The organism is Pseudoprimorskyibacter insulae, assembly GCF_900302505.1.
GTDB classification, from domain to species: domain Bacteria; phylum Pseudomonadota; class Alphaproteobacteria; order Rhodobacterales; family Rhodobacteraceae; genus Pseudoprimorskyibacter; species Pseudoprimorskyibacter insulae.
Map to the genome: position 1 here is coordinate 37929 of NZ_OMOJ01000008.1, position 22979 is coordinate 60907.

25 protein-coding genes are annotated in these 22979 nt (G+C 60.1%); 12 read left to right on the forward strand and 13 right to left on the reverse strand.

What is annotated here, in order from left to right:
* Window positions 1–20: 20 nt before the first annotated feature.
* Window positions 21–1019 (forward strand): GlxA family transcriptional regulator, encoded by a 999-nt coding sequence (locus tag PRI8871_RS15400; protein WP_108887138.1) that lies wholly within the window; start codon window positions 21–23, stop codon window positions 1017–1019.
* On the opposite strand, the gene PRI8871_RS15405 is transcribed toward PRI8871_RS15400, so the two are convergent.
* Entirely contained in the window at window positions 1016–1426 is a 411-nt protein-coding gene (locus PRI8871_RS15405) for a hypothetical protein (protein ID WP_108887139.1), read from the reverse strand. The genes PRI8871_RS15400 and PRI8871_RS15405 overlap by 4 nt on opposite strands.
* Before the next feature lie 386 nt (window positions 1427–1812).
* Between PRI8871_RS15405 and PRI8871_RS15410 the strand changes: the two genes are divergently transcribed.
* The 6 genes from PRI8871_RS15410 to PRI8871_RS15435 all read left to right on the forward strand — a co-directional run bounded on the left by PRI8871_RS15410 (window position 1813) and on the right by PRI8871_RS15435 (window position 7582).
* On the forward strand, window positions 1813–3009 hold the full coding sequence (locus tag PRI8871_RS15410; RefSeq protein WP_108887140.1) for an ABC transporter substrate-binding protein: 1197 nt from the start codon (window positions 1813–1815) through the stop codon (window positions 3007–3009).
* Between the two features lie 105 nt (window positions 3010–3114).
* A complete protein-coding gene (locus PRI8871_RS15415; protein WP_108887141.1) occupies window positions 3115–3891 on the forward strand; it encodes an ABC transporter ATP-binding protein in 777 nt (258 codons plus the stop codon).
* A 150-nt stretch (window positions 3892–4041) separates the two neighbouring features.
* Entirely contained in the window at window positions 4042–4755 is a 714-nt protein-coding gene (locus PRI8871_RS15420; RefSeq protein WP_108887142.1) for an ABC transporter ATP-binding protein, read from the forward strand.
* Window positions 4756–4768: 13 nt separating this feature from the next.
* Entirely contained in the window at window positions 4769–5227 is a 459-nt protein-coding gene (locus tag PRI8871_RS15425; RefSeq protein WP_108887143.1) for a hypothetical protein, read from the forward strand.
* 46 nt (window positions 5228–5273) lie between these two features.
* Window positions 5274–6284: a branched-chain amino acid ABC transporter permease gene (locus PRI8871_RS15430; RefSeq protein WP_108887144.1), complete on the forward strand. Its 1011-nt coding sequence runs from the start codon at window positions 5274–5276 to the stop codon at window positions 6282–6284.
* On the forward strand, window positions 6281–7582 hold the full coding sequence (locus PRI8871_RS15435) for a branched-chain amino acid ABC transporter permease (RefSeq protein WP_108887145.1): 1302 nt from the start codon (window positions 6281–6283) through the stop codon (window positions 7580–7582). Before PRI8871_RS15430 ends, PRI8871_RS15435 begins: the two co-directional genes overlap by 4 nt.
* A gap of 79 nt (window positions 7583–7661) precedes the next feature.
* On the opposite strand, the gene PRI8871_RS15440 is transcribed toward PRI8871_RS15435, so the two are convergent.
* Entirely contained in the window at window positions 7662–7931 is a 270-nt protein-coding gene (locus PRI8871_RS15440) for an usg protein (protein WP_108887146.1), read from the reverse strand.
* On the opposite strand from PRI8871_RS15440, the gene PRI8871_RS19825 reads away from it, so the two are divergent.
* The 3 genes from PRI8871_RS19825 (at window position 7930) to PRI8871_RS15450 (ending at window position 11657) form a co-directional block, all read left to right on the forward strand.
* Complete coding sequence (locus PRI8871_RS19825) at window positions 7930–8079, forward strand: hypothetical protein (RefSeq protein ID WP_219929031.1); 150 nt, start codon at window positions 7930–7932, stop codon at window positions 8077–8079. The genes PRI8871_RS15440 and PRI8871_RS19825 overlap by 2 nt on opposite strands.
* Before the next feature lie 44 nt (window positions 8080–8123).
* Window positions 8124–10850, forward strand: a complete 2727-nt coding sequence (gyrA, locus tag PRI8871_RS15445) for a DNA gyrase subunit A (protein ID WP_108887147.1) — start codon at window positions 8124–8126, stop codon at window positions 10848–10850.
* 117 nt (window positions 10851–10967) lie between these two features.
* Entirely contained in the window at window positions 10968–11657 is a 690-nt protein-coding gene (locus tag PRI8871_RS15450) for a hypothetical protein (RefSeq protein ID WP_108887148.1), read from the forward strand.
* On the opposite strand, the gene PRI8871_RS15455 is transcribed toward PRI8871_RS15450, so the two are convergent.
* Genes PRI8871_RS15455 through PRI8871_RS15465 form a run of 3 tightly spaced genes read right to left on the reverse strand, consistent with a single transcriptional unit; the run spans window position 11642 to window position 15068 of the window.
* A complete protein-coding gene (locus PRI8871_RS15455) occupies window positions 11642–13120 on the reverse strand; it encodes a carboxypeptidase M32 (protein ID WP_108887149.1) in 1479 nt (492 codons plus the stop codon). The two genes, PRI8871_RS15450 and PRI8871_RS15455, sit on opposite strands and share 16 nt — an antisense overlap.
* A 1-nt stretch (window position 13121) precedes the next feature.
* Entirely contained in the window at window positions 13122–14264 is a 1143-nt protein-coding gene (ctaA, locus tag PRI8871_RS15460) for a heme A synthase (RefSeq protein ID WP_108887150.1), read from the reverse strand.
* Between the two features lie 57 nt (window positions 14265–14321).
* Window positions 14322–15068: an RNA methyltransferase gene (locus PRI8871_RS15465; RefSeq protein WP_108887151.1), complete on the reverse strand. Its 747-nt coding sequence runs from the start codon at window positions 15066–15068 to the stop codon at window positions 14322–14324.
* Between the two features lie 199 nt (window positions 15069–15267).
* Between PRI8871_RS15465 and PRI8871_RS15470 the strand changes: the two genes are divergently transcribed.
* Entirely contained in the window at window positions 15268–15891 is a 624-nt protein-coding gene (locus PRI8871_RS15470; protein WP_108887152.1) for a thiamine phosphate synthase, read from the forward strand.
* A 1-nt stretch (window position 15892) separates the two neighbouring features.
* Here the strand turns inward: PRI8871_RS15470 and olsA are convergent, their stop codons facing one another.
* The 3 genes from olsA to PRI8871_RS15485 all read right to left on the reverse strand — a co-directional run bounded on the left by olsA (window position 15893) and on the right by PRI8871_RS15485 (window position 17799).
* Window positions 15893–16726, reverse strand: coding sequence for a lyso-ornithine lipid O-acyltransferase (olsA, locus tag PRI8871_RS15475; protein WP_108887153.1), 834 nt, complete (start codon window positions 16724–16726; stop codon window positions 15893–15895).
* On the reverse strand, window positions 16723–17487 hold the full coding sequence (olsB, locus tag PRI8871_RS15480; protein WP_108887154.1) for an L-ornithine N(alpha)-acyltransferase: 765 nt from the start codon (window positions 17485–17487) through the stop codon (window positions 16723–16725). The genes olsA and olsB overlap by 4 nt, the downstream gene beginning before the upstream one ends.
* A 123-nt stretch (window positions 17488–17610) precedes the next feature.
* On the reverse strand, window positions 17611–17799 hold the full coding sequence (locus PRI8871_RS15485; RefSeq protein ID WP_108887155.1) for a DUF3553 domain-containing protein: 189 nt from the start codon (window positions 17797–17799) through the stop codon (window positions 17611–17613).
* Between the two features lie 24 nt (window positions 17800–17823).
* Between PRI8871_RS15485 and PRI8871_RS15490 the strand changes: the two genes are divergently transcribed.
* Window positions 17824–18423, forward strand: a complete 600-nt coding sequence (locus PRI8871_RS15490; RefSeq protein ID WP_181389487.1) for a histidine phosphotransferase family protein — start codon at window positions 17824–17826, stop codon at window positions 18421–18423.
* Here the strand turns inward: PRI8871_RS15490 and PRI8871_RS15495 are convergent.
* The 5 genes from PRI8871_RS15495 to rpmA form a co-directional block, all read right to left on the reverse strand.
* On the reverse strand, window positions 18420–19685 hold the full coding sequence (locus PRI8871_RS15495; RefSeq protein ID WP_108887157.1) for a glutamate-5-semialdehyde dehydrogenase: 1266 nt from the start codon (window positions 19683–19685) through the stop codon (window positions 18420–18422). The genes PRI8871_RS15490 and PRI8871_RS15495 overlap by 4 nt on opposite strands.
* 26 nt (window positions 19686–19711) lie before the next feature.
* Window positions 19712–20848 carry a glutamate 5-kinase gene (gene proB / locus PRI8871_RS15500; protein ID WP_108887158.1) on the reverse strand — a complete coding sequence of 379 codons (1137 nt, stop codon included), beginning with the start codon at window positions 20846–20848 and terminating at the stop codon, window positions 19712–19714.
* Window positions 20836–21882, reverse strand: coding sequence for a GTPase ObgE (obgE, locus tag PRI8871_RS15505; protein WP_108887159.1), 1047 nt, complete (start codon window positions 21880–21882; stop codon window positions 20836–20838). Before obgE ends, proB begins: the two co-directional genes overlap by 13 nt.
* Window positions 21883–21966: 84 nt before the next feature.
* Window positions 21967–22506 (reverse strand): GNAT family N-acetyltransferase, encoded by a 540-nt coding sequence (locus PRI8871_RS15510; protein ID WP_108887160.1) that lies wholly within the window; start codon window positions 22504–22506, stop codon window positions 21967–21969.
* Window positions 22507–22708: 202 nt separating this feature from the next.
* Complete coding sequence (gene rpmA, locus PRI8871_RS15515; RefSeq protein WP_108887161.1) at window positions 22709–22978, reverse strand: 50S ribosomal protein L27; 270 nt, start codon at window positions 22976–22978, stop codon at window positions 22709–22711.
* Window position 22979: the final 1 nt, after the last annotated feature.

The following is a 22979-nucleotide window of genomic DNA, read 5'->3' on the forward strand; positions in this document are numbered from 1 at the left end:
TCGCAAAGGATGCACGCTCTATGGACAGCACCGAAACGGCAATCCCAGTTGAACCGGCTTTGGCCAAACCGCAGCGGTTTGTTTTTGTACTGCTTCCCCGGTTCACTTTGCTGAGTTTCGCGTCTGCTTTGGAATGTCTGCGCATCGCGAACCGGATGGCTGGCAAGACGCTCTATACTTGGTCCACCACCGGCGAAGGCGGCGATACAATCACCTGTTCGGCGGGCACCGAATTCAAGCTGGATGGCGATTTGCCGGAACTGGCGCGCGACGATACGATTCTGCTTTGCGGCGGGATCGAAATTCAGACGGCGGCAACGAAACGCGTGCTGAATTGGTTGCGCCGTGAGGCCCGCAAAGGCCTGCGCATTGGCGGGCTCTGCACCGCCAGCCATGTGATGGCGCAGGCTGGCCTGCTGGATGGCAAGCGCGCGACCATTCACTGGGAAAATCACGACAGTTTCGCCGAGGAATTCGATGAGGTCGCCCTGAGCAAGTCGGTTTACACCATCGACGGCAATCGCATGACCACGGCAGGCGGGATTTCCTCGATCGATTTGATGCTGAAACTGATCGCAAACGATCGCGGGTCTGAACTGGCCAATGCCGTGGCCGACCAGATGATCTATAGTTCTATCCGCACCGACCGCGACACGCAGCGCCTTTCGGTGCCAACGCGCATCGGTGTGCGGCACCCAAAACTTGGCCAGGTCATCCAGATGATGGAGGCCAATATCGAAGAGCCGATCAGCCCCGCGCTATTGGCCGATAAGGTGGGCATGTCCACCCGCCAGTTGGAACGCCTGTTCCGCCGCTATCTAAATCGCAGCCCCAAGCGCTATTACATGGAACTGCGGCTGCAAAAGGCGCGCAACTTGCTGATGCAGACGGATATGAGCGTGATCAACGTCGCGCTGGCTTGCGGCTTTGCCAGCCCGTCGCATTTTTCCAAATGCTACCGCGCCCATTACAGCATTACGCCCTACCGGGAACGCGGCAGCCAATCTGAAAGCGCCTAGAACGCCTCATTCACCTTGTCGAAGGCGCTGTTGAATTTGAAATTCACCGCCGCCACACGGTCGCCCCGGTCGTGGATCAACAGATAGGTATAAAGATAATCTACGCCGGTATAGAACGCGAACATTTCCTGCCGCCAGCCGTTTTCAAACTCTTGCACGCGGACACGCTGCACCGTTTGGAAATCGTTCGGATAGATCTGACGCACCCGCGCCTCTAGGCTGTCCAATTGCTGCTGCGTCATCTCATCCGAGCCGCCGAATTCAATCATCAGCTTGGCGATATTCCGGCTGCTGGTTAGGTCGACCATGCGTTTGTACAGCGCGTCATAGCTGTCAAACACAGCGTCCTGCGCGAATGAGGCGACGGGCAATAGCGCCACGGCCGCTGCGATGAGTATGCGTCGCATGAGAAATCTCCTTAAGTATAGGTGTTTGCAGCCTGCCACAGCCCTTTTCACTTCGCCAGTGCGAAGCGGGACAATTGCGGTCGCAAACAGCGCATAGAATGCCGTCTTTGGACCGTATTGCGCGGCCCGTGACTGTATCCATTCCAGTCACGATGCCGCCCGCCCGACCCAATCCGGCAGGGCATCGAAATCACCGGCCATACCAGTCAAGGGCAAGGATAAAGGACAAAAGGTATGCGGGGCGCGAAAGCACGTTGCACAACGATCTGATGCGCGCCGGACGCGCGAAAAACGACCGTTTCCGTAGCGCCAATCCCCCTTTTCTTTTGACGATACCGCGCCTAGGCTGGCCTTTGGACATACGTTCCAACATGGGAGTATAAAAAATGAAAAACCTCGCAATCGCCACCGTCGCTTCGGCACTGATGGCAAGCACCGCACTGGCTGGCAGCCACGCGATGGAAGCCAAAGTCGGCGTCATTCTGGGCTACACCGGCCCGATTGAATCGCTGACCCCGATGATGGCCGACAGCGCAGAGCTGGCGCTGAAAGAAGTCAACGACAGCGGCAAGTTCCTGGACGGTGTGACGCTGGTTCCAGTCCGCGCTGACTCGACCTGTATCGATTCCGCCGCGGCAACCGCAGCCGCCGAACGCCTTGTCACCACCGAAGGCGTGGTTGCCATCATGGGCGCAGACTGCTCGGGCGTGACCGGCGCGGTTCTGTCGAACGTGGCCGTGCCGAACGGCGTGCCGATGATTTCGCCATCCGCGACTTCGCCCGCACTGTCCACCGCCGAAGACAACGGTCTGTTCTTCCGCACCGCCCCGTCGGACGCACGTCAAGGCGAAGTTCTGGCAGGCATCCTGAAGGACAAGGGCATCTCCGAAGTTGCCGTGACCTACACCAACAACGACTACGGCAAGGGCCTGAGCGACAGCTTCATCGCATCGTTCGAAGCCAATGGCGGCAAAGTCACCCTGAACGCACCGCATGACGACGGCAAAGCCGACTATTCGGCAGAAGTCGGCGCGCTGGCATCGGCTGGTGGCGAGTTGCTGGTTGTTCTGGGCTACTCGGACCAGGGCGGCAAAGGCATGATCCAGGCATCGCTGGACACCGGCGCGTTTGACACCTTCATGATGGGCGACGGCATGTATGGCGACGCGCTTGTCGAAGCGCTTGGCGCAGACATGGAAGGCAGCTTTGGCGCCGTTCCATGGAGCCAGGGCGCAGGCGCGGACGCCTTCAAAGCACTGACCGATGCGGCTGGTGTGAATGGCGAATCCTCGTTCACCCGCGAAAGCTATGACGCGGCAGCGCTGATCGCGCTGGCAATGGCCAAGGGCGGCGAAGCCACCTCGGCGGCTGTTGCGGCAAACGTTCTGGACGTGGCCAACGCACCGGGTGAGCCGATCCTGCCGGGCGAGCTGGGCAAAGCGCTGGAAATCATCGCAGCGGGCGGTGACGTTGACTATGTCGGCGCAACCAACGTGGAACTGATCGGACCGGGCGAAGCCGCTGGCACCTATCGTTACTACACGATCACCGGCAGCGCCTTTGAAACGGTCGATTTCCGCTGATCGCTGGCTGACTTGCTGATCTGAACACCGGCCTGGCCTGCACACGTAGGCCGGGCCGACACACACCAAAAAAAGCGCAACAAATGCGCGTACGGGGATAAAACTGTGATCCGGGTTGAAAACCTTCACCGCCATTTCGGCGGCTTTCGAGCCGTTGATGGGGCGTCGCTTGAGATCGCCAAAGGGTCGATCACCGGGCTTGTCGGCCCGAACGGCGCCGGAAAGACCACTCTGTTCAATGTCATCGCAGGCGCATTGCCCCCCACCTCGGGCAAGGTCTTTATGGACGGCGAAGACATCACTGGCCTGCCGCCGCATGAGCTGTTTCACAAGGGCCTGCTGCGCACCTTTCAGATCGCGCATGAATTTAGCTCGATGAGTTGCCGCGAAAACCTGATGATGGTCCCCGGCGGCCAATCGGGCGAAACGCTGTGGAACGCTTGGTTCGGCCGTGGCCGGATCGCGCAGGAAGAGGCCGCGCTACTGAAGAAAGCCGATGAGGTGCTTGATTTCCTGACGATTTCCCATCTCAAGGATGAAAAGGCCGGCAACCTGTCGGGCGGTCAGAAAAAGCTGCTGGAACTGGGCCGGACGATGATGGTCGATGCCAAGATCGTCTTTCTGGATGAGGTCGGCGCGGGCGTGAACCGCACACTGCTGAACACGATCGGCGATGCGATCCTGCGCCTGAACCAAGAGCGTGGCTATACGTTCTGCATGATCGAGCATGACATGGATTTCATTGGCCGACTTTGTGACCCGGTGATCGTCATGGCCGAAGGCAAGAAGCTGGCCGAAGGCACGATTGCGCATATCAAAGCGAACAACGAAGTGATCGAAGCCTATCTTGGCACCGGTCTAAAGAACAAAGGGGCCGCGTGATGGGTTACGTGATCTTGCGGCCTGTGCCTTGCGGCGCAGACAGGAATTGCTTGGCCTTGTCGGCCAAGCGGTTGAGGGGCCAGCCCCTCTTGGGCCTGCGGCCCAATTCACCCCGGGATATTTCAGGTCAGAAAATACTGGGAGGCGCGCATGTCTGAGCCGTTTCTGATTGGTGATGCCATGACCGGTGGCTATGGGCGCGGCGCGGATATTCTGCATGGCTGCACCATTGCCGTTGAGCGCGGTCAGATCGCGGTGATTGTCGGGCCGAATGGCGCGGGCAAATCCACAGCGATGAAGGCGGTGTTTGGCATGTTGGATCTGCGTCAGGGCGCGGTGCGGCTGGATGGTGAGGATATCACCGCGCTGACACCCCAGGCGCGGGTGGCCAAGGGCATGGGGTTTGTGCCGCAGACGCACAACATCTTTACCTCGATGAGTGTGGAGGAGAACCTTGAGATGGGGGCCTTCCTGCGTCAGGACGATTTTCGCGGCACGATGGAGCAGGTCTATGATCTGTTCCCCATTCTGCGTGAAAAGCGCCATCAGGCGGCGGGCGAATTGTCGGGCGGGCAGCGCCAGCAGGTCGCCGTAGGCCGATCGCTGATGACCAAGCCGAAGGTCTTGATGCTGGATGAGCCGACGGCGGGCGTGTCGCCCATCGTGATGGATGAATTGTTTGACCGGATCATCGAAGTGGCCCGCACCGGGATATCGATCTTGATGGTGGAACAGAACGCGCGGCAAGCGCTTGAAATTGCGGACAAAGGCTATGTTCTGGTGCAGGGGGCGAATGCCTTTACCGGCACGGGGCAAGACCTTTTGGCCGATGACGATGTGCGTCGCAGTTTCCTTGGGGGATAAGGCGTTGAAGCCAATGATGTTGAGCGCGATCGTCGCCTTGAGCCTGACAGGTTCGGCGGTCATGGCGCAAGAGGATGACCACTCAGGCGAAGGCGAAGCGCGGCAGTTGACGCTGGACGATGCGCCTGTTCAGTCTGAGGTGATGATGATTTGCCGGTTTGGGACCGAATGCTATGAGGCCGAAGCCTGCGCCGCGAGCGGGTTTGAGGCGGATCTGATCGGCCTGTCGGGCGGCATGTCTGCCGATGCTTTGGTGGTGCAAGCGATGTTTCGCAGTGATGCGGGCAATGTCGAACTGATCGGCCTGCGTGCGCCTGAGGCGATGTCGCTATCGGGCGGCCAGCTTGAGGCGCGGCATTTGCTAACCGTCGCGAACAGCGGCGCGGCGCGCTATACCATGCATTATGCCGATGGTCCGATGGTGATCAGCTATCTGGGCACCTGCACGCCCAAAGACGGAGCGTCGCAATGAAACATCTGTCTTTGACCGCCACTTACGACATGGAGGGCAACGTCTGATGGATTTGCTCAACGCATTGGTCGCGCTGACCAATTTTGTCATTGTTCCCGCCATGGCCTATGGCAGCCAACTGGCGCTTGGGGCGCTTGGGGTGACGCTGATCTACGGGATCTTGCGCTTTTCGAACTTCGCTCATGGTGACACCATGGCGATGGGAACGATGTTTGCCGTGCTGATCACCTGGGCGCTGCAAGGGGCCGGTGTCAGCCTTGGGCCCTTGCCAACCGCGCTTCTGTCCATTCCCTTTGCCATCGCGATCACGGCGGCCTTGATGCTGCTTACCGACCGGGTGGTCTATCGGTTCTACCGGGCGCAAAGGGTCAAGCCGGTGATCCTGGTCATCGTCTCAATCGGGGTGATGTTCGTTTATAACGGCGTGATCCGCTTTATCATTGGCCCCGAAGATCAGCGTTTTGCCGATGGTGCGCGGTTCTTGATCTCGGCCCGTGATTTCAAGAATGCGACCGGGCTGGAGGAAGGTTTGGCGATCAAATCCACCCAGGCCCTGACCGTGGTGACGGCGATTTTGGTGGTGGCGGCGCTGTTTTGGTTCCTGAACCGCACGCGCACCGGCAAGTCCATGCGCGCCTATTCGGACAATGAAGATCTGGCGCTTCTGTCGGGGATCAACCCCGAGCGTGTGGTCATGGTGACATGGTTGATCGTGGCCGCGCTGGCGACGATTGCCGGGGTTCTCTATGGGCTGGACAAGAGCTTTAAGCCCTTCACCTATTTCCAGCTTTTGCTGCCGATCTTTGCTGCGGCCATCGTTGGCGGATTGGGAAGCCCGATTGGCGCGATTGCCGGCGGGTTTGTGGTGGCTTTTTCGGAAATCGGCATCACCTACGCGTGGAAAAAAGTGCTGGGCTACATGATGCCCGAAAGTTTGGCGCCTGACGGGTTGGTTCAGCTGCTGAGCACCGAATACAAATTCGCGGTCAGCTTTGCCATTCTGGTGATCGTCCTTCTGTTCCGTCCGACGGGTCTTTTCCGGGGGAAATCGGTATGAGCTATTCGCAACGCACCTTCGCCTTGTTCGCGCTTGTGGGCGTGCTGATCTTGGCGACCGGATTTCTGCAAAGCTGGAACTCGGCCTTGCTGATCATCAATATGGGGCTGGTCAGTGCGCTGATGGCGTTGGGGGTCAACCTGCAATGGGGGCTTGCCGGGCTGTTCAATGTTGGGGTCATGGGCTTTGTGGCGCTTGGCGGTTTGGCCGTAGTGCTGGTGTCTGAGCAACCCATCCCCGAGGCGTGGAAAGCCGGCGGTCCGGGCATTTTGATCGGGTTGCTGATCGGGTTTGGCACCATCACCGGCGCTGTGATGCTGTGGAAGCGGCTTACGGGCCGGGCGCGGGGGCTGTCGGTATTTGCGGTGCTTTTGGTCGGGCTATACGTGTTCCGCACCGTGTTCGACCCGGCGGTCAGCGCGGTTGAAGCGGTTGATCCTGCTGCGACGGGCTATCTCGGCGGTCTGGGCTTGCCGGTTCTGCTGGCATGGCCTGCGGGCGGTTTGCTGGCGGCGGCGGCGGCTTGGGCCATTGGCAAGACGGCGCTTGGCCTGCGGTCGGATTATCTGGCGATTGCCACCTTGGGCATTTCCGAGATCGTTCTGGCCGTGATGAAGAACGAGGACTGGCTGGCGCGGGGCGTGAAAAACGTAAATGGGCTAGAACGGCCCCTGCCCTATGAGATTGATCTGCAAGCCGATCCCGGCTTTGTCGAGGCGGCGGCGGGCTTTGGGCTTGATCCGATGACGGCCTCTACGCTCTACGTCAAATTCGGCTATATGATCCTGTGCGCGATTGTTCTGATTGCTGTGCTGGTTCTGGCGCAGCTGGCGCTGAAATCACCATGGGGTCGGATGATGCGGGCGATCCGCGACAATGAGGTGTCGGCCCGCGCCATGGGCAAGAACGTCACCGCGCGGCATTTGCAGGTGTTTGTGCTTGGCTCGGCCATTTGCGGCATTGCGGGCGCGATGATGACCACATTGGATGGTCAATTGACGCCCAGCACCTATCAGCCGCTGCGCTATACCTTTCTGATCTGGGTGATAGTGATCGTTGGCGGGTCAGGCAACAACCTTGGCTCCGTTTTGGGCGGTATGTTGATCTGGTTCCTATGGGTCCAGGTAGAGCCGCTGGGTCAATTGCTGATGGCGGGGATTACGGCAGGTATGGCCGATGGCAGCGCGCTGAAGACGCATCTTCTGGACAGTGTGCAGCACATGCGGTTTTTGACCATGGGTCTGGTGCTGCTGTTGGTGCTGCGGTTCAGCCCGCGCGGGCTTCTGCCCGAGCGGTGAGGCTTGGGACTTCGGACAGAGCCGGGGGCTGTCTGCCCCCGGACCCCCGAGGAATATTTATGGTCAGAAAATACGCAAGTCAGTGATAGGTGAATTCGCCCACCACATTGCGCCATTCGCCGCTGGATAGCATTTTGCGGTGATTGAACCGCACCGAATGCAGCCTGCCGTCAAGCGTGTCCTGCCAGAATTCGATGAATTTGAACAATCGTGGATGATCTGGCGCGATGTCGTATTCTTGCCAGATGAAGCTGTTGAGCACATGCACGTAATCCGGCATGTGGTAGAAGAACTCGGCCGTGGTCAGCCCATAGCCTTTGAGCATCAATTCCGTTTCGCTTTGATCCATGTTGCACCTCGCTGAAATGGCTGGTGCAGGAATCGTGCCGCGCCTGAAACTTGAAATCAATGTTTTCAGTATGTTAGCAGAGTTCGGCCTTGGCTGCCAAAATGAGGCCGCGCCAAGCATTGCACCCTACATCCTGACTGATGTATAAGGGGGCACAACAAGATATAGAAAAACAACAGACGGGCCCCTTTCGTGAGCGACACGCCAGAAACCCCTGAAAACGCAGAAGAAAATAAGCCTGTTCGGAGCGCGTATAGCGGCCCGTCGGTATCGATCGCCGATGAGATGAAGAACAGCTATCTCGATTACGCCATGAGCGTGATCGTCAGCCGTGCTATTCCTGATCTGCGCGACGGCCTAAAACCTGTGCATCGGCGCATTCTTTACGCCATGCATGAGGTGGGCAACACCCATGACAAACCCTACCGGAAATCGTCGCGCCCCGTGGCCGATGCAATGGGTAAATACCACCCGCACGGCGACAGCGCGATCTATGACGCGCTGGTGCGGATGGCGCAGGATTTTTCCATGTCGCTGCCCTTGCTGGATGGTCAGGGCAACTTTGGCTCGATGGACGGGGATAAGGCCGCGGCCTTCCGTTATACCGAAGTGCGCATGGACAAATCGGCAAGCTTTTTGCTGGCCGATATCGACAAGGACACTGTCGATTTCCAGCTGAACTATGACGGCAAGGACCAAGAACCCACTGTTCTGCCGGCGCGGTTCCCGAACTTGCTGGTCAACGGCACGGGCGGGATCGCGGTTGGTATGGCGACGAACATTCCGCCCCACAACCTTGGCGAAGTGATCGATGCGACGCTGGCGCTGATCGACGATCCCGATCTGTCGTCTGAAGGGCTGATCCAATACGTGCCCGGCCCCGATTTCCCAACAGGCGGCATCATGCTGGGCCGGTCCGGCGCGCGCAAAGCCTATCTGGAAGGCCGTGGCAGCGTGATCATTCGCGCCAAGACCCGTGTGGAAGAGATCCGCAAGGATCGTTGGGCCATCGTGCTGGATGAGATCCCCTATCAGGTCAACAAGGCTACGATGATCGAAAGGATCGCCGAAGCGGCCCGCGACAAGCGGATCGAAGGCATTGCTCATGTGCAGGACGAATCTGACCGGCACGGCGTGCGCGTGGTGATCGAGCTGAAGCGCGATGCGACGGCTGAGGTCGTGTTGAACCAGTTGTTCCGCTTTACGCCGATGCAGACCTCGTTCGGGTGCAACATGCTTGCGCTGAATGGCGGGCGTCCTGAGACGCTGACGCTGCACCGGTTCCTGAGTTCGTTCCTGGACTTCCGCGAAGATGTGGTTGTGCGCCGCACGGCCTATCTGCTGCGCAAAGCCCGTGAACGCAGCCATATCCTGTGTGGTTTGGCGGTGGCGGTGTCCAACGTGGACGAAGTGGTCGCGACCATCCGCGCCTCCGCCGATGCGGCAGAGGCGCGCGAAAAGCTGATGACGCGCCGTTGGCCCGCTGCGGATATCGCGCCTTACATCCGTTTGATCGACGATCCGACCCATACGATGAATGACGACGGCACCTACAACCTTTCGGAAATTCAGGCCCGCGCGATCCTTGAACTGCGTCTGCAACGTCTGACTCAGATTGGCGTCAAGGAAGTTACGGACGAGCTGGAAGAACTGGCCGGTAAGATCAAGGAATACCTTGAGATTCTGTCCAGCCGCGACCGGATCATGGGCATCATCGCCGATGAGCTGCGCGAGGTGAAAGAGCTGTTCGCGGTACCGCGCCGCACCGAGATCGTGGATTGGTCCGGTGACATGGAAGACGAGGATCTGATTGAGCGTGAGGACATGGTCGTCACGGTCACGTCGGGCGGCTATATCAAGCGAACCGCGCTCGTCGAATTCCGGGCGCAAAAGCGCGGCGGCAAGGGCGTGTCGGGCGGCAACCTGAAAGAAGACGATGCCGTCACCACGCTGTTCGTGGCCAACACCCATACGCAGCTTCTGTTCTTCACCACAGATGGCATGGTCTACAAGCTGAAGACCTGGCGCCTGCCTGCGGGTGGTCGCACCTCAAAGGGCAAGGCCATCGTCAACATCCTGCCGATCCCGACAGGTGTGTCGATTGCCGCAATTATGCCGGTCGACCGGGATGAGGAAGAATGGGACGATCTGCAAATCGTCTTTGCAACCTCTGCCGGAGATGTGCGCCGTAACGCCTTGTCAGACTTCACGAATGTCAAATCCAACGGCAAGATCGCCATGAAGCTGCCCGAAGGTGTCAGCCTTGTGAATGCGGCGATTGCGTCCGAAGATGATGACGTACTTCTGGTCACCGATGCGGGCCGTGCGATCCGCTTCCCGACGACGGATGTGCGTATCTTCAAAGGGCGCGATTCCACCGGGGTGCGCGGCATTCGTCTGGCCGAGGACAACACCGTTGTGTCGATGTCGGTCATTCGCCATTTCGAAGCCTCTCCCGAGGAACGCGCCGCCTATCTGAAGATGCGCCGCGCGGTGGCCGGTTTGGCCGATGACGGTGAAAACGATGAAGACGCCATCGAAGATCCGAACTTCAGCCAGGAACGCTATGCCGAAATGTCGGCCGCCGAAAACCTGATCCTGACGATCACCGTTCAAGGTTCGGGCAAACTCAGCTCTAGCCACGATTACCCGGTGCGTGGGCGCGGCGGCCAAGGCGTGGGCGCCATGGACAAGGCGCAGCGTGGCGGTCCGATCGTGTCGGCCTTCCCGGTCGAAATGGACGATCAGATCATGCTGGCCACCTCACGCGGGCAATCCATCCGCGTGCCGGTGGATGGCATCAGCTTCCGGTCCCGCAGCGCGGGCGGCGTGAAGGTGTTCAACACCAGCGCCGGAGAAGAGGTCGTTTCGGTCGCGCGGATCGTCGATCAAGGCGATGAGGATCAATCCGAGGATTGATTTTGCCGTAAACTTAAGCGAAAGGCCGCCGAAATGGGCGGCCTTTTTCGTTTTGTCGCATGACATGCACGGCGGCGGGCCTAGGCTATCAGAATGCATATCAGAGGACTCAGGTTCATGTGGAAATCGATTTTATCAAGTGCAGCCATTGCCTGTATTGCGGCGACCAGTGCATCGGCGCAGGACGTTTCAGGATCGGTCAGTTTTGGCATCGCGCGAAATGCGCAGCAGTCCAATAACTCCAAGCGTATCGTCGCGCAGGTCGCTTTTCCGATGACGGATCGGCTGGATCTGCAAGTGGATGTGGGCGTCGGCAAATACGAAGACACGTTTTCGACCGCCCCCTATGCCGCGCTGCATCTGGGCTATGCGGTCAGCGAGACGTTTAAGGTTGGTGCCTTTCTGGCCGGGGACGATATCCGGCCCGGCAACTACTTCTACTACGGGATTGAGGCCGCCTATGACAGCGGCCCGCTGTCGGCGGATCTGTTCGTTTCGGGGATCGACGTGATCAAAAGCAGCGCCTCGGGTTTGCGCTATGGCGTCGATTTAAGCTATGCGATCAACGCAAACTATTCCGTTTTGGCCGGAGCCGCAGGCCAGTCGCTGAAAGGCGATAACCGGACCTATGGCTATATCGGCGCGGCCTATACGTTTGACAACGGCATCCGCTTTGCCGCGACAGCAGGCAAAACCGACAAGGGCGCAACCATCGGCGGGGTGCAACTGACCCTACCCTTTGGCGGCGGCGCGGCCTTTACCAGCCGCGACACCCGCAGTTTGTTCCCGGCTTATGAAAAGCCGTAAAGGTCGCTGAACTTGGCCTTGAGGTAGGCCATTAACGGCGCTTCCGACGGCTCTCCGCCGATGGCCTGTGCGATCACCTCGCGCGGGCGCATCAACCCGCCATGCACCTGCACCTTGTCGCGCAGCCATGTGGTCGCTCCCGAGGTGTCGCCCTTGGACAATTGCGCATCCAGATCGGGGATATCGGCACGCAGCGCCTCATGCAGGCAGCCCGCATAGACATTGCCAAGGCTATAGGTCGGGAAATAACCCAGCAGGCCAACCGGCCAATGCACGTCTTGCAGCACCCCGTTTGAGGCCTTGTCGACGTCATAGCCGAAATCGGCCTTGAACCGGTCGTTCCAAGCGCCCTCAAGATCGGCGACTTCCAGATCCCCTTGGATCAAGGCCCGCTCCAGATCGAAGCGCATCATGATGTGCAGGTTATACTGCACCTCATCGGCCTCGGTGCGGATATAGCCGTTATGCACACGGTTGACGGTCTTATAGAACGCCTCGGCGTCGGGAATGCCGAAATCGCCGAACTTCTTGACCATCTGCTTATACAGCCAGCCACAGAATGCGCGGCTGCGGCCAAGCTGGTTTTCGTAGATCCGGCTTTGGCTTTCATGCACGCCCATCGACACACCGCCGCCCACCGGCGTGAACAGATGCGCCTGATCGACATTCTGTTCGTAAGCGCCGTGGCCGACTTCGTGGATGGTGGAGTAGATGCAGTTGAACGGATCACGCCCCGCCGTCCGGGTGGTGATGCGCACATCGTTCCCCGAGCCCGAGCTGAACGGGTGAACCGCCTTATCCACCCGGCCCCGCGCCATGTCATAGCCAAAGGTCTTGGCCAGTTTCCGCGCCAGACCCATCTGTTTGTTCTCGTCAAACTCGTGGTTCAGGGCTTTGGGTTTGGGCGCATCCAGCACAGCCGCCCGCAGGTCCACCAGTCCGGGGCGCATGGCGTCGAACATCTGAGCCAGTTCGGCGGCGGTGCAATCGGGTTCATAATCGTCGATCAGCGCATCATAGGGATCGCCGCCATCCGCCAGCGCCGCGCCTTCTTGGCGCTTGAGGTCAATGACCGTTTCCAGCGTCGGCGCGAAAGCTGCGAAATCGTCATTGGCGCGGGCCTCGGCCCAGACGCCTTGGCTGACGCTGCACAGACGCGCGATTTCAGCCGCCAGATCGGCGGGCATTTTCTTGTTCCGCTCATAGCTGTGACGGATCAGGCGCATATTTGCTTGGCCTGCGGCATCCAAGCTGCTGTCATCAATCGCAGACAGCCAATCGCCAATCTTGGCATCAGTCCGGCGGGCATGCAGCACGCTTTCCAGCGCGGCGGATTCTTCGCCCCGCTGATCGGCTGCACCGCGCGGCATCATCGTTTCCTGATCCCAGTTCAACCGGCCTGCAACCTTGGCCAGCGCCTCGGTCGAGCGTTGAAAGCGCATCAAATCATCATAGGCACTCATGTCACACTCCACGTACAGATTGAGGTTTCGGATAGGCCGCCGCAAAGCGGGCCCGCAGGATCAACACCCACAGAAGGATCGCGCCCAACTGGTGGACAATCGCGATTTGCAGCGGGGCCATGTAAAGCACGGTCGCAATGCCCAGCACCATTTGCACCACCATCATCGCCAGCACGGCGTTGAACCGGAACCGGGTATCGGTATTGGCCGATTTGCGCCCGCGCAGCCAGACCACCACGCCAAAGGCCATCAGCAGATAGCCGGCCATCCGGTGCATGAACTGCACCAGACCAGCGTTTTCAAAGAAGTTCCGCCAGACCGGATCAAGATCAAACGGGAACGGCGGCAGAAAAGCCCCGGCCATCAGCGGCCAGTCGTTATAGGTGCGGCCCGCATCGATCCCGGCCACCAAAGCGCCAATCAGGATTTGCAGGAAGGAAAAATGCAGCAGGCCCGTGCTCATGGAAAACAGCTTGGCCTCTTTGCTGCGCCGCGCCTGCATCAGCCCGCGCTCATCCCGGCCCAGCAGGAAAATATCCCAAGCGATGAACCCAAGGATCACGAAGGCCAGCCCAAGATGCGTGGCAAGGCGATAGCTGGCCACATCCAGCATCTCGCCGCTCAGGCCCGAATGCACCATCCACCAGCCAACAGCGCCCTGAGCGCCGCCCAAAACACCCAGCAGCAGCAGACGCCCGGTCCAGCCCGTGGGGATTTTCCGCGCGGCCAGAAAGCCAAAGAACCCCAGCGCCCAGACAAGGCCAATGGTCCGGCCCAGCTGGCGATGGCCCCATTCCCACCAATAGATGAACTGGAATTCCCCAAGGCTCATGCCTTTGTTCTGCAATTGGTATTCGGGGATCTGTTTGTACTTTTCGAATTCGGCCAGCCAGGCGGCCTCGCTCATCGGGGGCATGGCCCCTATCAGCGGCTTCCATTCGGTGATCGACAATCCGCTATCGGTCAGGCGCGTCAGCCCGCCAACCACGATCATCACTGCGACCATGGCAAACAGCACCATCAGCCAAATGCGAATGGCCGACCGCGCACCGCGCCGGCCTTTGTCGATCATGCCGCCCTGAGGGGCCTGGGGTTTGGGGGCGTTTTCGCCCACCTCTTCGAAGATGCTGCGCTTGCCGCTCATCGTTTTTATCTCCCGTCCGTTGGGGCAAACCTAGGGGGCTGCCCTGCCCGCGTCCAGTCAATCGCCGCGTTCTTTCCAGCGCACCATTTGACGCATGACGCCGTGCAGCATTTGCACATCGGCCCGTGTCAGTGGCAAGCGGCTCCAGAGGTTGCGCAGCGTCACCTTCATACCGTCCGATTTGGTATGCGGATAAAAGAACCCCGCCTCATCCAGACGCTGTTCATAATGTTCGGCCAGTTTTTCCATTTCGATCGCTGTGGCCCAGTCATGGCCCGCCAGTTCAACCGTTTCGGCCACCGTATCAACGGTTTGACGCCGCCATTCATAGGCCGTCAGCAGCACGCATTGCGCCAGATTGAGCGAGGCAAATTCGGGGTTCACCGGGACCGAGATAATCGCATTGGCCACCGCGATATCATCATTTTCCAGCCCGGCGCGTTCTGGCCCGAACAGAACGCCCACCTTTTCGCCCTTGGCGATGCGTTCGCGGGCCACCTCCATCGCGCGTTCGGGCGTATAGATCGGCTTGGTCAATCCGCGTTGCCGCGCCGTGGTGGCAAAGACAAAGGAACAATCCTCAACGGCGCCAACCACCGTTTCGGACACCTGCGCATCATCGAGCACCCGCCCCGCGCCAGAGGCCATGGCCACCGCAGAGGGATTGGGCCAGCCATCGCGCGGCGCCACCAGATGCATTTGATCCAGCCCAAAGTTCAGCATGGCCCGCGCGGCGGCGCCAATGTTTTCACCCATCTGCGGGCGGACCAGCACAAAGCGGGGTTGCGGCGTTCCTGATGGCATGGGGCTCCTTTCCGAAATCCTCGGGCCGGATTACGCGGAACGCCCGGATCCTTCAAGCAGGCGGCGGATATCTTCCGGGCAAATTCACCTCATATCGCCCCTTTCGCAGCAATTCCCATCGCCGCCTCATCGCGAAATCCCATGGCCTTTTGCCCCACACCGCGCTATAGCCACCCGACCACCAATCCCGGAGCGTACCATGTCCGAGGCCGAACTGCCGCAACTCTACCTTGTCACCCCCTCCAGCCTTGAGCTGTCGATCTTTCCGACGCAGCTTGCCGCGGTTTTGGATGCCGTGGAGGTCGCATGTATTCGTCTGTCCTTGGCCAGCCGGGACGAAGACCTAATTGGTCGCGCCGCAGATGCGCTGCGCGATGTGGCCCATGCCCGCGATGTGGCCTTGGTGATCGACACCCATGTCGTTCTGGCCCAACGCCACGGTCTGGACGGTGTGCACCTGACGGATGGCGCACGTTCTGTGCGTCTGGCCCGCAAAGAACTGGGCGCGGATGCGATTGTCGGGGCCTATTGTGGCCAATCGCGCCATGACGGGATGAACGCCGGTGAAGCCGGTGCCGATTACGTCAGCTTTGGCCCTGTCGGCATGTCGGCGCTTGGCGCGGGTGAAAAAGTCGAAGACGATCTGTTTGAGTGGTGGTCGCAGATGATCGAACTGCCGGTTGTCGCCGAAGGTGGCCTGACCCCCAAGCTGATCACCGAACTGACGCCGGTCACGGACTTTTTCGGCATAGGCGATGAGATCTGGAAAACCGAAGACCCCGTCGCCGCGATGAAAGCGCTTGTCGCCGCGATGGAAGGCTGAGTTACGCCTCGGGCGCGGTCAGCCTGTGGGCGCCGCGCACCTGCGCCTCAAGATGGCGTGCCAATTCTTTGCGATCCTTGAAATCCGACACTTTCACCGGGGTGTGGTAGATCAGCTCCACATGACCCTGACTTTTGGCGGCCAGCACGCTTAGCAAATGCGCGCCAAACTCCATATCGCCCCACCAGCCATAGAACCGCCGGTCCGCGCCTTCGGGCGCGTGATACAGAACAGTCACCGCCTGCATCTGAAGAATATCGCGCAGGCCTTCCGTGAAGAACGCCGCGAAAAGCGTTGTTTTGAATGGCAAAACCGTAACCGCGTCGGTTGAGGTGCCTTCGGGGAAAAACAGCAACCGGTGACCGGCCTTCAACCGGGTTTCGAACAGATCGGTCTGGGCCTTCGCCTCGCGCCGGTCGCGGTTGATGAACACCGTGCCCGTTGCCCGCGCCAGCCAGCCGATTCCGGGCCAATTGGCCACCTCGGCCTTGGACACGAAATAGACGTTCTTACGCGAATTCAGCGTAAAGATATCCAGCCAGGACGAATGGTTCGCCACCACCGCCCCCGGCCCTTTGATGCGCGGCCCGGTAGCTTTGACCGGTATGCCCATGAAAAACAACGACAAACGGCAGGCCGCCTGCGTGATATAGGGTGTGACCGGACGGCCCATGCCAAACAAAGGCCGCTCAATCACGCGCAGCGCCAGCTTCAGGATCATGCCAATCGTCAGCACCAAAAAGATCGGAATGCCCCGGCGCAGCACACGCAGCCAAGCCAGCCCTTTGGGCGCTTCGGGGGTAATCTCGGTGCCTTCGCCCCAGGTCGTGGTCATCCGCGCTGTCCTGTGTAAATTGCCCGCTGGCGATCATTCATTCGTGTCGTGTCAAGGATCAGGCAGATATCGGTCGTGTTGAACGCATGGTCGATATAGGCGCCATCCCCGACAAACCCGCCAAGGCGCAGATAGGCCTTGATCAGTGCAGGCGTTTCTACCGCGGCGCGGCGTCGGTCGATCTGATCGGGTGGCAGGATGCTCATCGGCTCATAAGCCTTTGATTTCACGCAAATCTCTTCGGGTGCCAGATGCCGATCGGCAAGCGAGCTAAGCGCATGGGCCAAGGCTCCGGTGTCCGTGCCGTGAAAACTGGCGACACCAAACAGAACTTCCAGCCCGTGTTCTTCAACATAGCGGGCCAAAGCCTGCCACATCACATACATGCCCGCGCCGCCGCGATAATCGCGGTGCAGGCAGGATCGGCCAAGCTCCAACAACCGCCGCCCAGAAGTGCGCAGCGGTGCCAGGTCGTATTCGTCTTCGGAATAGAAGCGCCCGATCTTTGCGGCCTGATCGTCGCGCATCACGCGATAGACCCCCACCAGCGGCGGGCCATCAGTTCGGGCCGTATCTTCCAGCAACAGGTGGTCGAAAACGTCGTCGTATTCGTCCCGTTCCAGCCGCGCGTCATGGTCTACCATCGCGCCGGACCCGCCCAGTTCGTCAACAAAGACGTCATAGCGAAGGCGTTGCGCGGCCAATAGGTCGTCAGCGTTTTCCGCCAGTCGAACCCGATAGGTCGGCTCTGATTGAGTCATGGGTCTTGCAGTCCTGCCAAAGTCGCTTTGCTTCTAGGCGTCTGGCCTCATGAAGGCAAGCATTGGCGGACGGGTTGCAATTTACCACGACTCGCCCTTAGGGTGAGATATCAGGCCACACCACTACCCTTGCGAAACATCAACCCATTCTAGCATCACACGATTGCCATCAATGACCACTTTGCCCTGCTCACGGAAATTCACAGTGATCCGCCCACCGACATTGGATTGGACTTGTCCAATACCCCAGTCAGGTTGGGCGGGATGGCGGACCAGCATTCCGGGTTCCAGCAATGCGTTCAATGCGCTCATGGGTCACCTTTGTCGGAGGACAGTTTGAAAGATCTTGACGAACATCTGCCCGGCCTGATCGGGTCGCGCATCTGCCACGACCTTATCAGCCCGATTGGCGCAATCTGCAATGGGCTTGAATTGCTGGAACTGAGCGGCCAATTGAACGGCTCGCAGGAAATCACCCTGATCCAAGACAGCGTGCGCCATGCCCGCGCCCGGATTGAACTGTTTCGGGTGGCCTTTGGCCGTACCGAGGACCAAGGCGCGGTGGCGGCAAATGCGATGCAATCCCTGCTGAACGGATGGTCCGAAGGCAGCCGCCATGAAATGACATGGGCCACCGGCGACCCGGTCGGGCGGCAACTGGCTCAAATGGCTCTGCTGGCCTTTCTATGCGTTGAAACGTCCCTGCCCCGAGGCGGTATCATCAAGGGGCGCACCACCGGGGACGGCATAACCTTGGTCGCGCGTGGCGATGTGGTCAACGCCGATGGGCCCGAATGGCAGCATCTGCGCGGCCAAAGCGCTGAGGTCTTGCCAGCGGGCCGTGTGCAATTCAGCCTTTTGCGGCTTTTGCTGGATGGGTCAAACCGCCAGCCCCGGATTGTGGCGCTGGCGGATGGGATAGAACTAAGCGTTTAAGCGCGAGTCGTTCCGTCGCCTTCGACGATGTACTTGAAGCTGGTCAACTGCGTTGCCCCAACCGGGCCGCGCGCATGCATTTTGCCCGTCGCGATGCCGATTTCCGCGCCCATGCCAAATTCGCCACCATCGGCGAACTGGGTTGAGGCGTTGCGCATTAGGATGGCGCTGTCGATCCGCTCAAAGAACTTGTCGGCGGCGGCGTCATCCTCGGTGATGATGCAATCGGTGTGGTTTGAGCTATAGGTGTTGATGTGGTCAATCGCGGCGTCCAGATCGTCCACCACCTTGGCGGCGATGATGCTATCAAGGTACTCCTTGCCCCAATCCTCGGGCGCGGCCTGCGTGGTGCCTTCGATGGCTTGCAGAACCTCGCCCGCGCGCACCTCAACCCCGGCGTTCAGCAGCGATTTGACCAAGCCTTGGCCAATGGTATCGACCACATCGCGGTGGATCAGCAGGCATTCGGCCGCGCCGCAAATCCCGGTGCGGCGGGTTTTGGCGTTCATCACAACGTTCAGCGCCTTCACAGGGTCGGCGTCTTTGTCGACATAGATGTGCACGATGCCTTCAAGATGGGCGAACACGGGCACGCGGGCTTCGCGCTGAACCAGACCAACAAGGCCCTTGCCGCCGCGCGGCACGATGACGTCGATATAATCGGTCATCGTCAGCATGTCCTGAACTGCTGCGCGGTCACGCGTCGGCACCAGTTGGATCGCGTCTTCGGGCAGGTTCGCGGCTTTCAGCCCCTCAACCAAACACGCATGGATCGCGCCCGAGCTATGGAAGCTTTCGGACCCGCCGCGCAGGATAACTGCATTGCCCGCCTTCAGGCAAAGCGCGCCTGCATCTGCCGTCACGTTGGGCCGCGATTCATAGATCACGCCAATCACCCCAAGCGGCGTGCGCACGCGCTTGATGTGCAGACCCGTCGGGCGATCCCATTCCTCAATCACCTCACCGACCGGATCGGGCTGTTCGGACACGGTGCGCAGGCTGTCGACGATGCCGCGAATGCGGTCCTCGGTCAGCAGCAGCCGGTCCAGCATTGCGTCAGACAGGCCCTTGTCGCGGCCAAATTCCATGTCCTTGGCGTTGGCCTCAATAATCTCGTCGCGTTTGGCCCAGACGGCATCGGCGGCGGCAATCAGGGCGGCATGTTTGCGTTCGGCGCTGGCATAGGCCAGCACCCGCGCCGCAGCTTTCGCCCTGCGGCCAATGTCATTCATGACGGCGGAAATATCGGTCAGGTCTTTCATCGGAAGGGCCTTTCGGCTGAAATGTGTTAGGTCTCTTGGTCGGTAAGATGCGCGATTGTCAGCGCCATGTCATCCCTGTGGATCAGCGCGGCGCGGCCTGGGTAGCCAAGGATCTGTTCGATCTCATCGGACTTATGCCCCTTCAGCGCCCGCGCCTCAGCGGCGGTATAGCGCGTCAGACCATGGCCCAGCGTCCGCCCATCCAGCGCGCAGATCGTCACTGGATCGCCCCGCCCAAAGCTGCCCGCGACGCCCACGATCCCCGCTGGCAAAAGCGAATTGCCCCGGTCCAGCGCTCGCGCCGCCCCGGCATCCACGGTGATCGTACCTTGCGGCTTCATCGACGCGATCCAGCGTTTGCGTGCGGCATGCGGATCAAGATGCGGGGTGAACCATGTGGCATTCGCGCCGTTTTCAAGCTGGGTCAGCGGGTGCAGCGGGCTGCCTTCGGTGATGACCATCGAACAGCCCGAAGCCACGGCGGTTTTCGCCGCCAGCAACTTGGTCTTCATCCCGCCTTTGGAAAGGCCAGATGTGGCATCGCCGGCCATCGCTTCAATCTCGGGGGTGATGCTGTCGATCACGTCGAACCGGCGGGCGGTCGGGTCGGTGCTGGGGTTGGCCGAATAGAACCCATCCACATCCGACAACAGGATCAGCACATCGGCGCCCACCGTAACGGCGATCTGCGCGGCAAGGCGGTCATTGTCGCCATAGCGGATTTCGTCCGTGGCGACCGTATCGTTTTCGTTCACGATCGGCACCGCGCCGAACCCGATCAAGGTTTCCAGCGTCGCGCGAGAGTTCAGGTAACGGCGACGGTCCGCGCTATCTTCGAGCGTGACCAGAACCTGCGCGGTGGTGATGTTGTGCGGGGCCAGCGCCTCTTCATAGGCGCGGGCCAGACGGATCTGGCCGACGGCGGCGGCAGCCTGCGATTGTTCCAAGGGCAGTGCCTTGCGCGGCAGCCCCAGCACCTCGCGCCCGAGCGCGATCGAACCGGACGAAACCAGCACAACATCCATGCCCCGCGCCTTGAGCCGGGTCACATCCTCGGCCAACGACCGCAGCCAAGCGTCCCGCAATGCGCCGCTGGCCTTATCCACCAACAGCGCCGAGCCGATCTTGATAACGACCCGTTTGGCCGAGCTCAGGGATGCCACGCGGTATCCTCCTCGCCCTCACCGTCATCTTCCTTGCGGCGCAGGCGGTCTTCGTCGATCTGGAACCGCAGGGCGCGCAGCACTTCGGTCGTGCCTTCGCCGGTGACACCCGACATCAGCATGACCTTTTGGCCCGCCACATCCTGCAATTCTTCGCGCAGGAAGGTGCGTTCCTCTTCGTCCAAGGCATCGACCTTATTCAGCACCACAACGCGCGGCTTATCCTCAAGCCCGGCGCCATAGGCCTCAATCTCATTGACGATGGTCTGATAATCCTCAAGCAAGGTGCCCGAGGTGCCATCAACCAGATGCAGCAACACAGCGCAGCGTTCGACGTGACCAAGGAACAAATCGCCAAGCCCTTTGCCTTCGTGCGCACCTTCGATCAGGCCGGGAATGTCGGCGACGACAAATTCCACACCGTCCACGCCCACAACGCCAAGGTTCGGGTGCAGCGTGGTAAAGGGATAATCCGCCACCTTCGGACGCGCATTCGAGGTGACCGACAGGAATGTCGATTTTCCCGCATTGGGCAGGCCCAGAAGGCCAACATCCGCGATCAGTTTCAGGCGCAGCCACAGCGTCCGTTCCACCCCTTCCTGACCGGAGTTGGCGCGGCGCGGGGCCTGATTGGTGGCCGATTTGAAATGCAGGTTGCCGAAACCGCCGTTGCCGCCCTTGGCCAAGATCACCCGCTGGCCCAGTTCGGCCAGATCGGCGATGACGGTTTCTTCGTCCTCGTCCAGAATCTCGGTGCCGACAGGGACACGCAGCACGATATCGTCGCCATCCGCGCCGGTGCGCTGACGCCCTTGGCCCGGACGACCATTGTTGGCAAACCAGTGCTGCTGATAGCGGAAGTCGATCAGCGTGTTTAGCCCATCCACGGCTTCGGCCCAGACCGTGCCGCCATTGCCGCCATCACCGCCATCCGGCCCGCCGTATTCAATGAACTTTTCCCGGCGGAAGCTGACACAGCCATTCCCCCCGGAACCCGAGCGGATATAGACCTTGCAAAGATCGAGGAATTTCATGGCTGTGCTTTCTTGTTCATCGTTGCGCGGTGTGTAGCGGGAACGGGCCGATTGCTCAAGCGTGGGCCAGACCGCGCAACCCGCCTATTTCAGCGTTTTCAGATAGGTCCAAGTGGGGACCTTGGCGTTGCGGGCGATCGAGAAAACCTCAGCATCGCCAATATATTCAAAGCCGCAGTTCGTCAGAACCTTGGCCGAGGCCGGGTTGTCCTGAAAGACCGATGCAAACATTGTCCCATTGCCGAACGGGTTCGCCTCGACCAAGGCGCGAACAGCGTCAGACGCGAACCCGGTGTTCCAGTACTGCGGCGCGATCCAATAGCCGACCTCAGTCTGGTTGCGGTCCATATCCATCAGCGACACCAGCCCCATCAGTTCCGGCCCGCCGACCCGCGTGGCATCCAGCGCCCAGACGTCTTCGGTTGTGTCAGGCGCGGTGACACGGGCAACAAAGGCGTCCGTCGTGCCGGGCGGCAAAGGGTGCGGGATGCTGCTGGTGTTGCAGGCCACGCGCTTATCCGATGCGTAATGTTCAATCAAACCCATGTCCGACAGGCGAACCGGACGCAGATCAAAGCGTTCCGTCGTTATCGTCTTTTTCTCAACCCTAACATCCAGGCTCATGCTCTCCTCCAACCTACTTTTATAACCTAACGTCCCATGTGGTGCGCGCCTGTCTCCTCAGCAAGTGCGCGATACGCGGGCTTTGTGGTGCGAACCTGCCGATAGACGGGCATCTTCGCGAATTTTGCGCAACAACAACGCAAAGGGGGACCGGCCACTGCCGATCCCCCGATGATTTTTTTCAAAACCTGTTAAGGTCGGCTTACTCTGCGGCCTCCGCCACTGGCAGAACCGAAATAAAGGTGCGGCCTTTCAGGCCTTTCGCAAAGGTCACGTTGCCTTCGACAGTTGCGAAGATGGTGTGGTCGCGGCCCATGCCAACGCCTTCACCCGGCCAGAATTTGGTGCCGCGCTGACGCACGATGATGTTGCCCGGAATGGCCGACTGGCCACCGTACAGTTTCACACCAAGACGGCGACCGGCTGAGTCGCGGCCGTTACGGGAGCTACCGCCTGCTTTTTTATGTGCCATT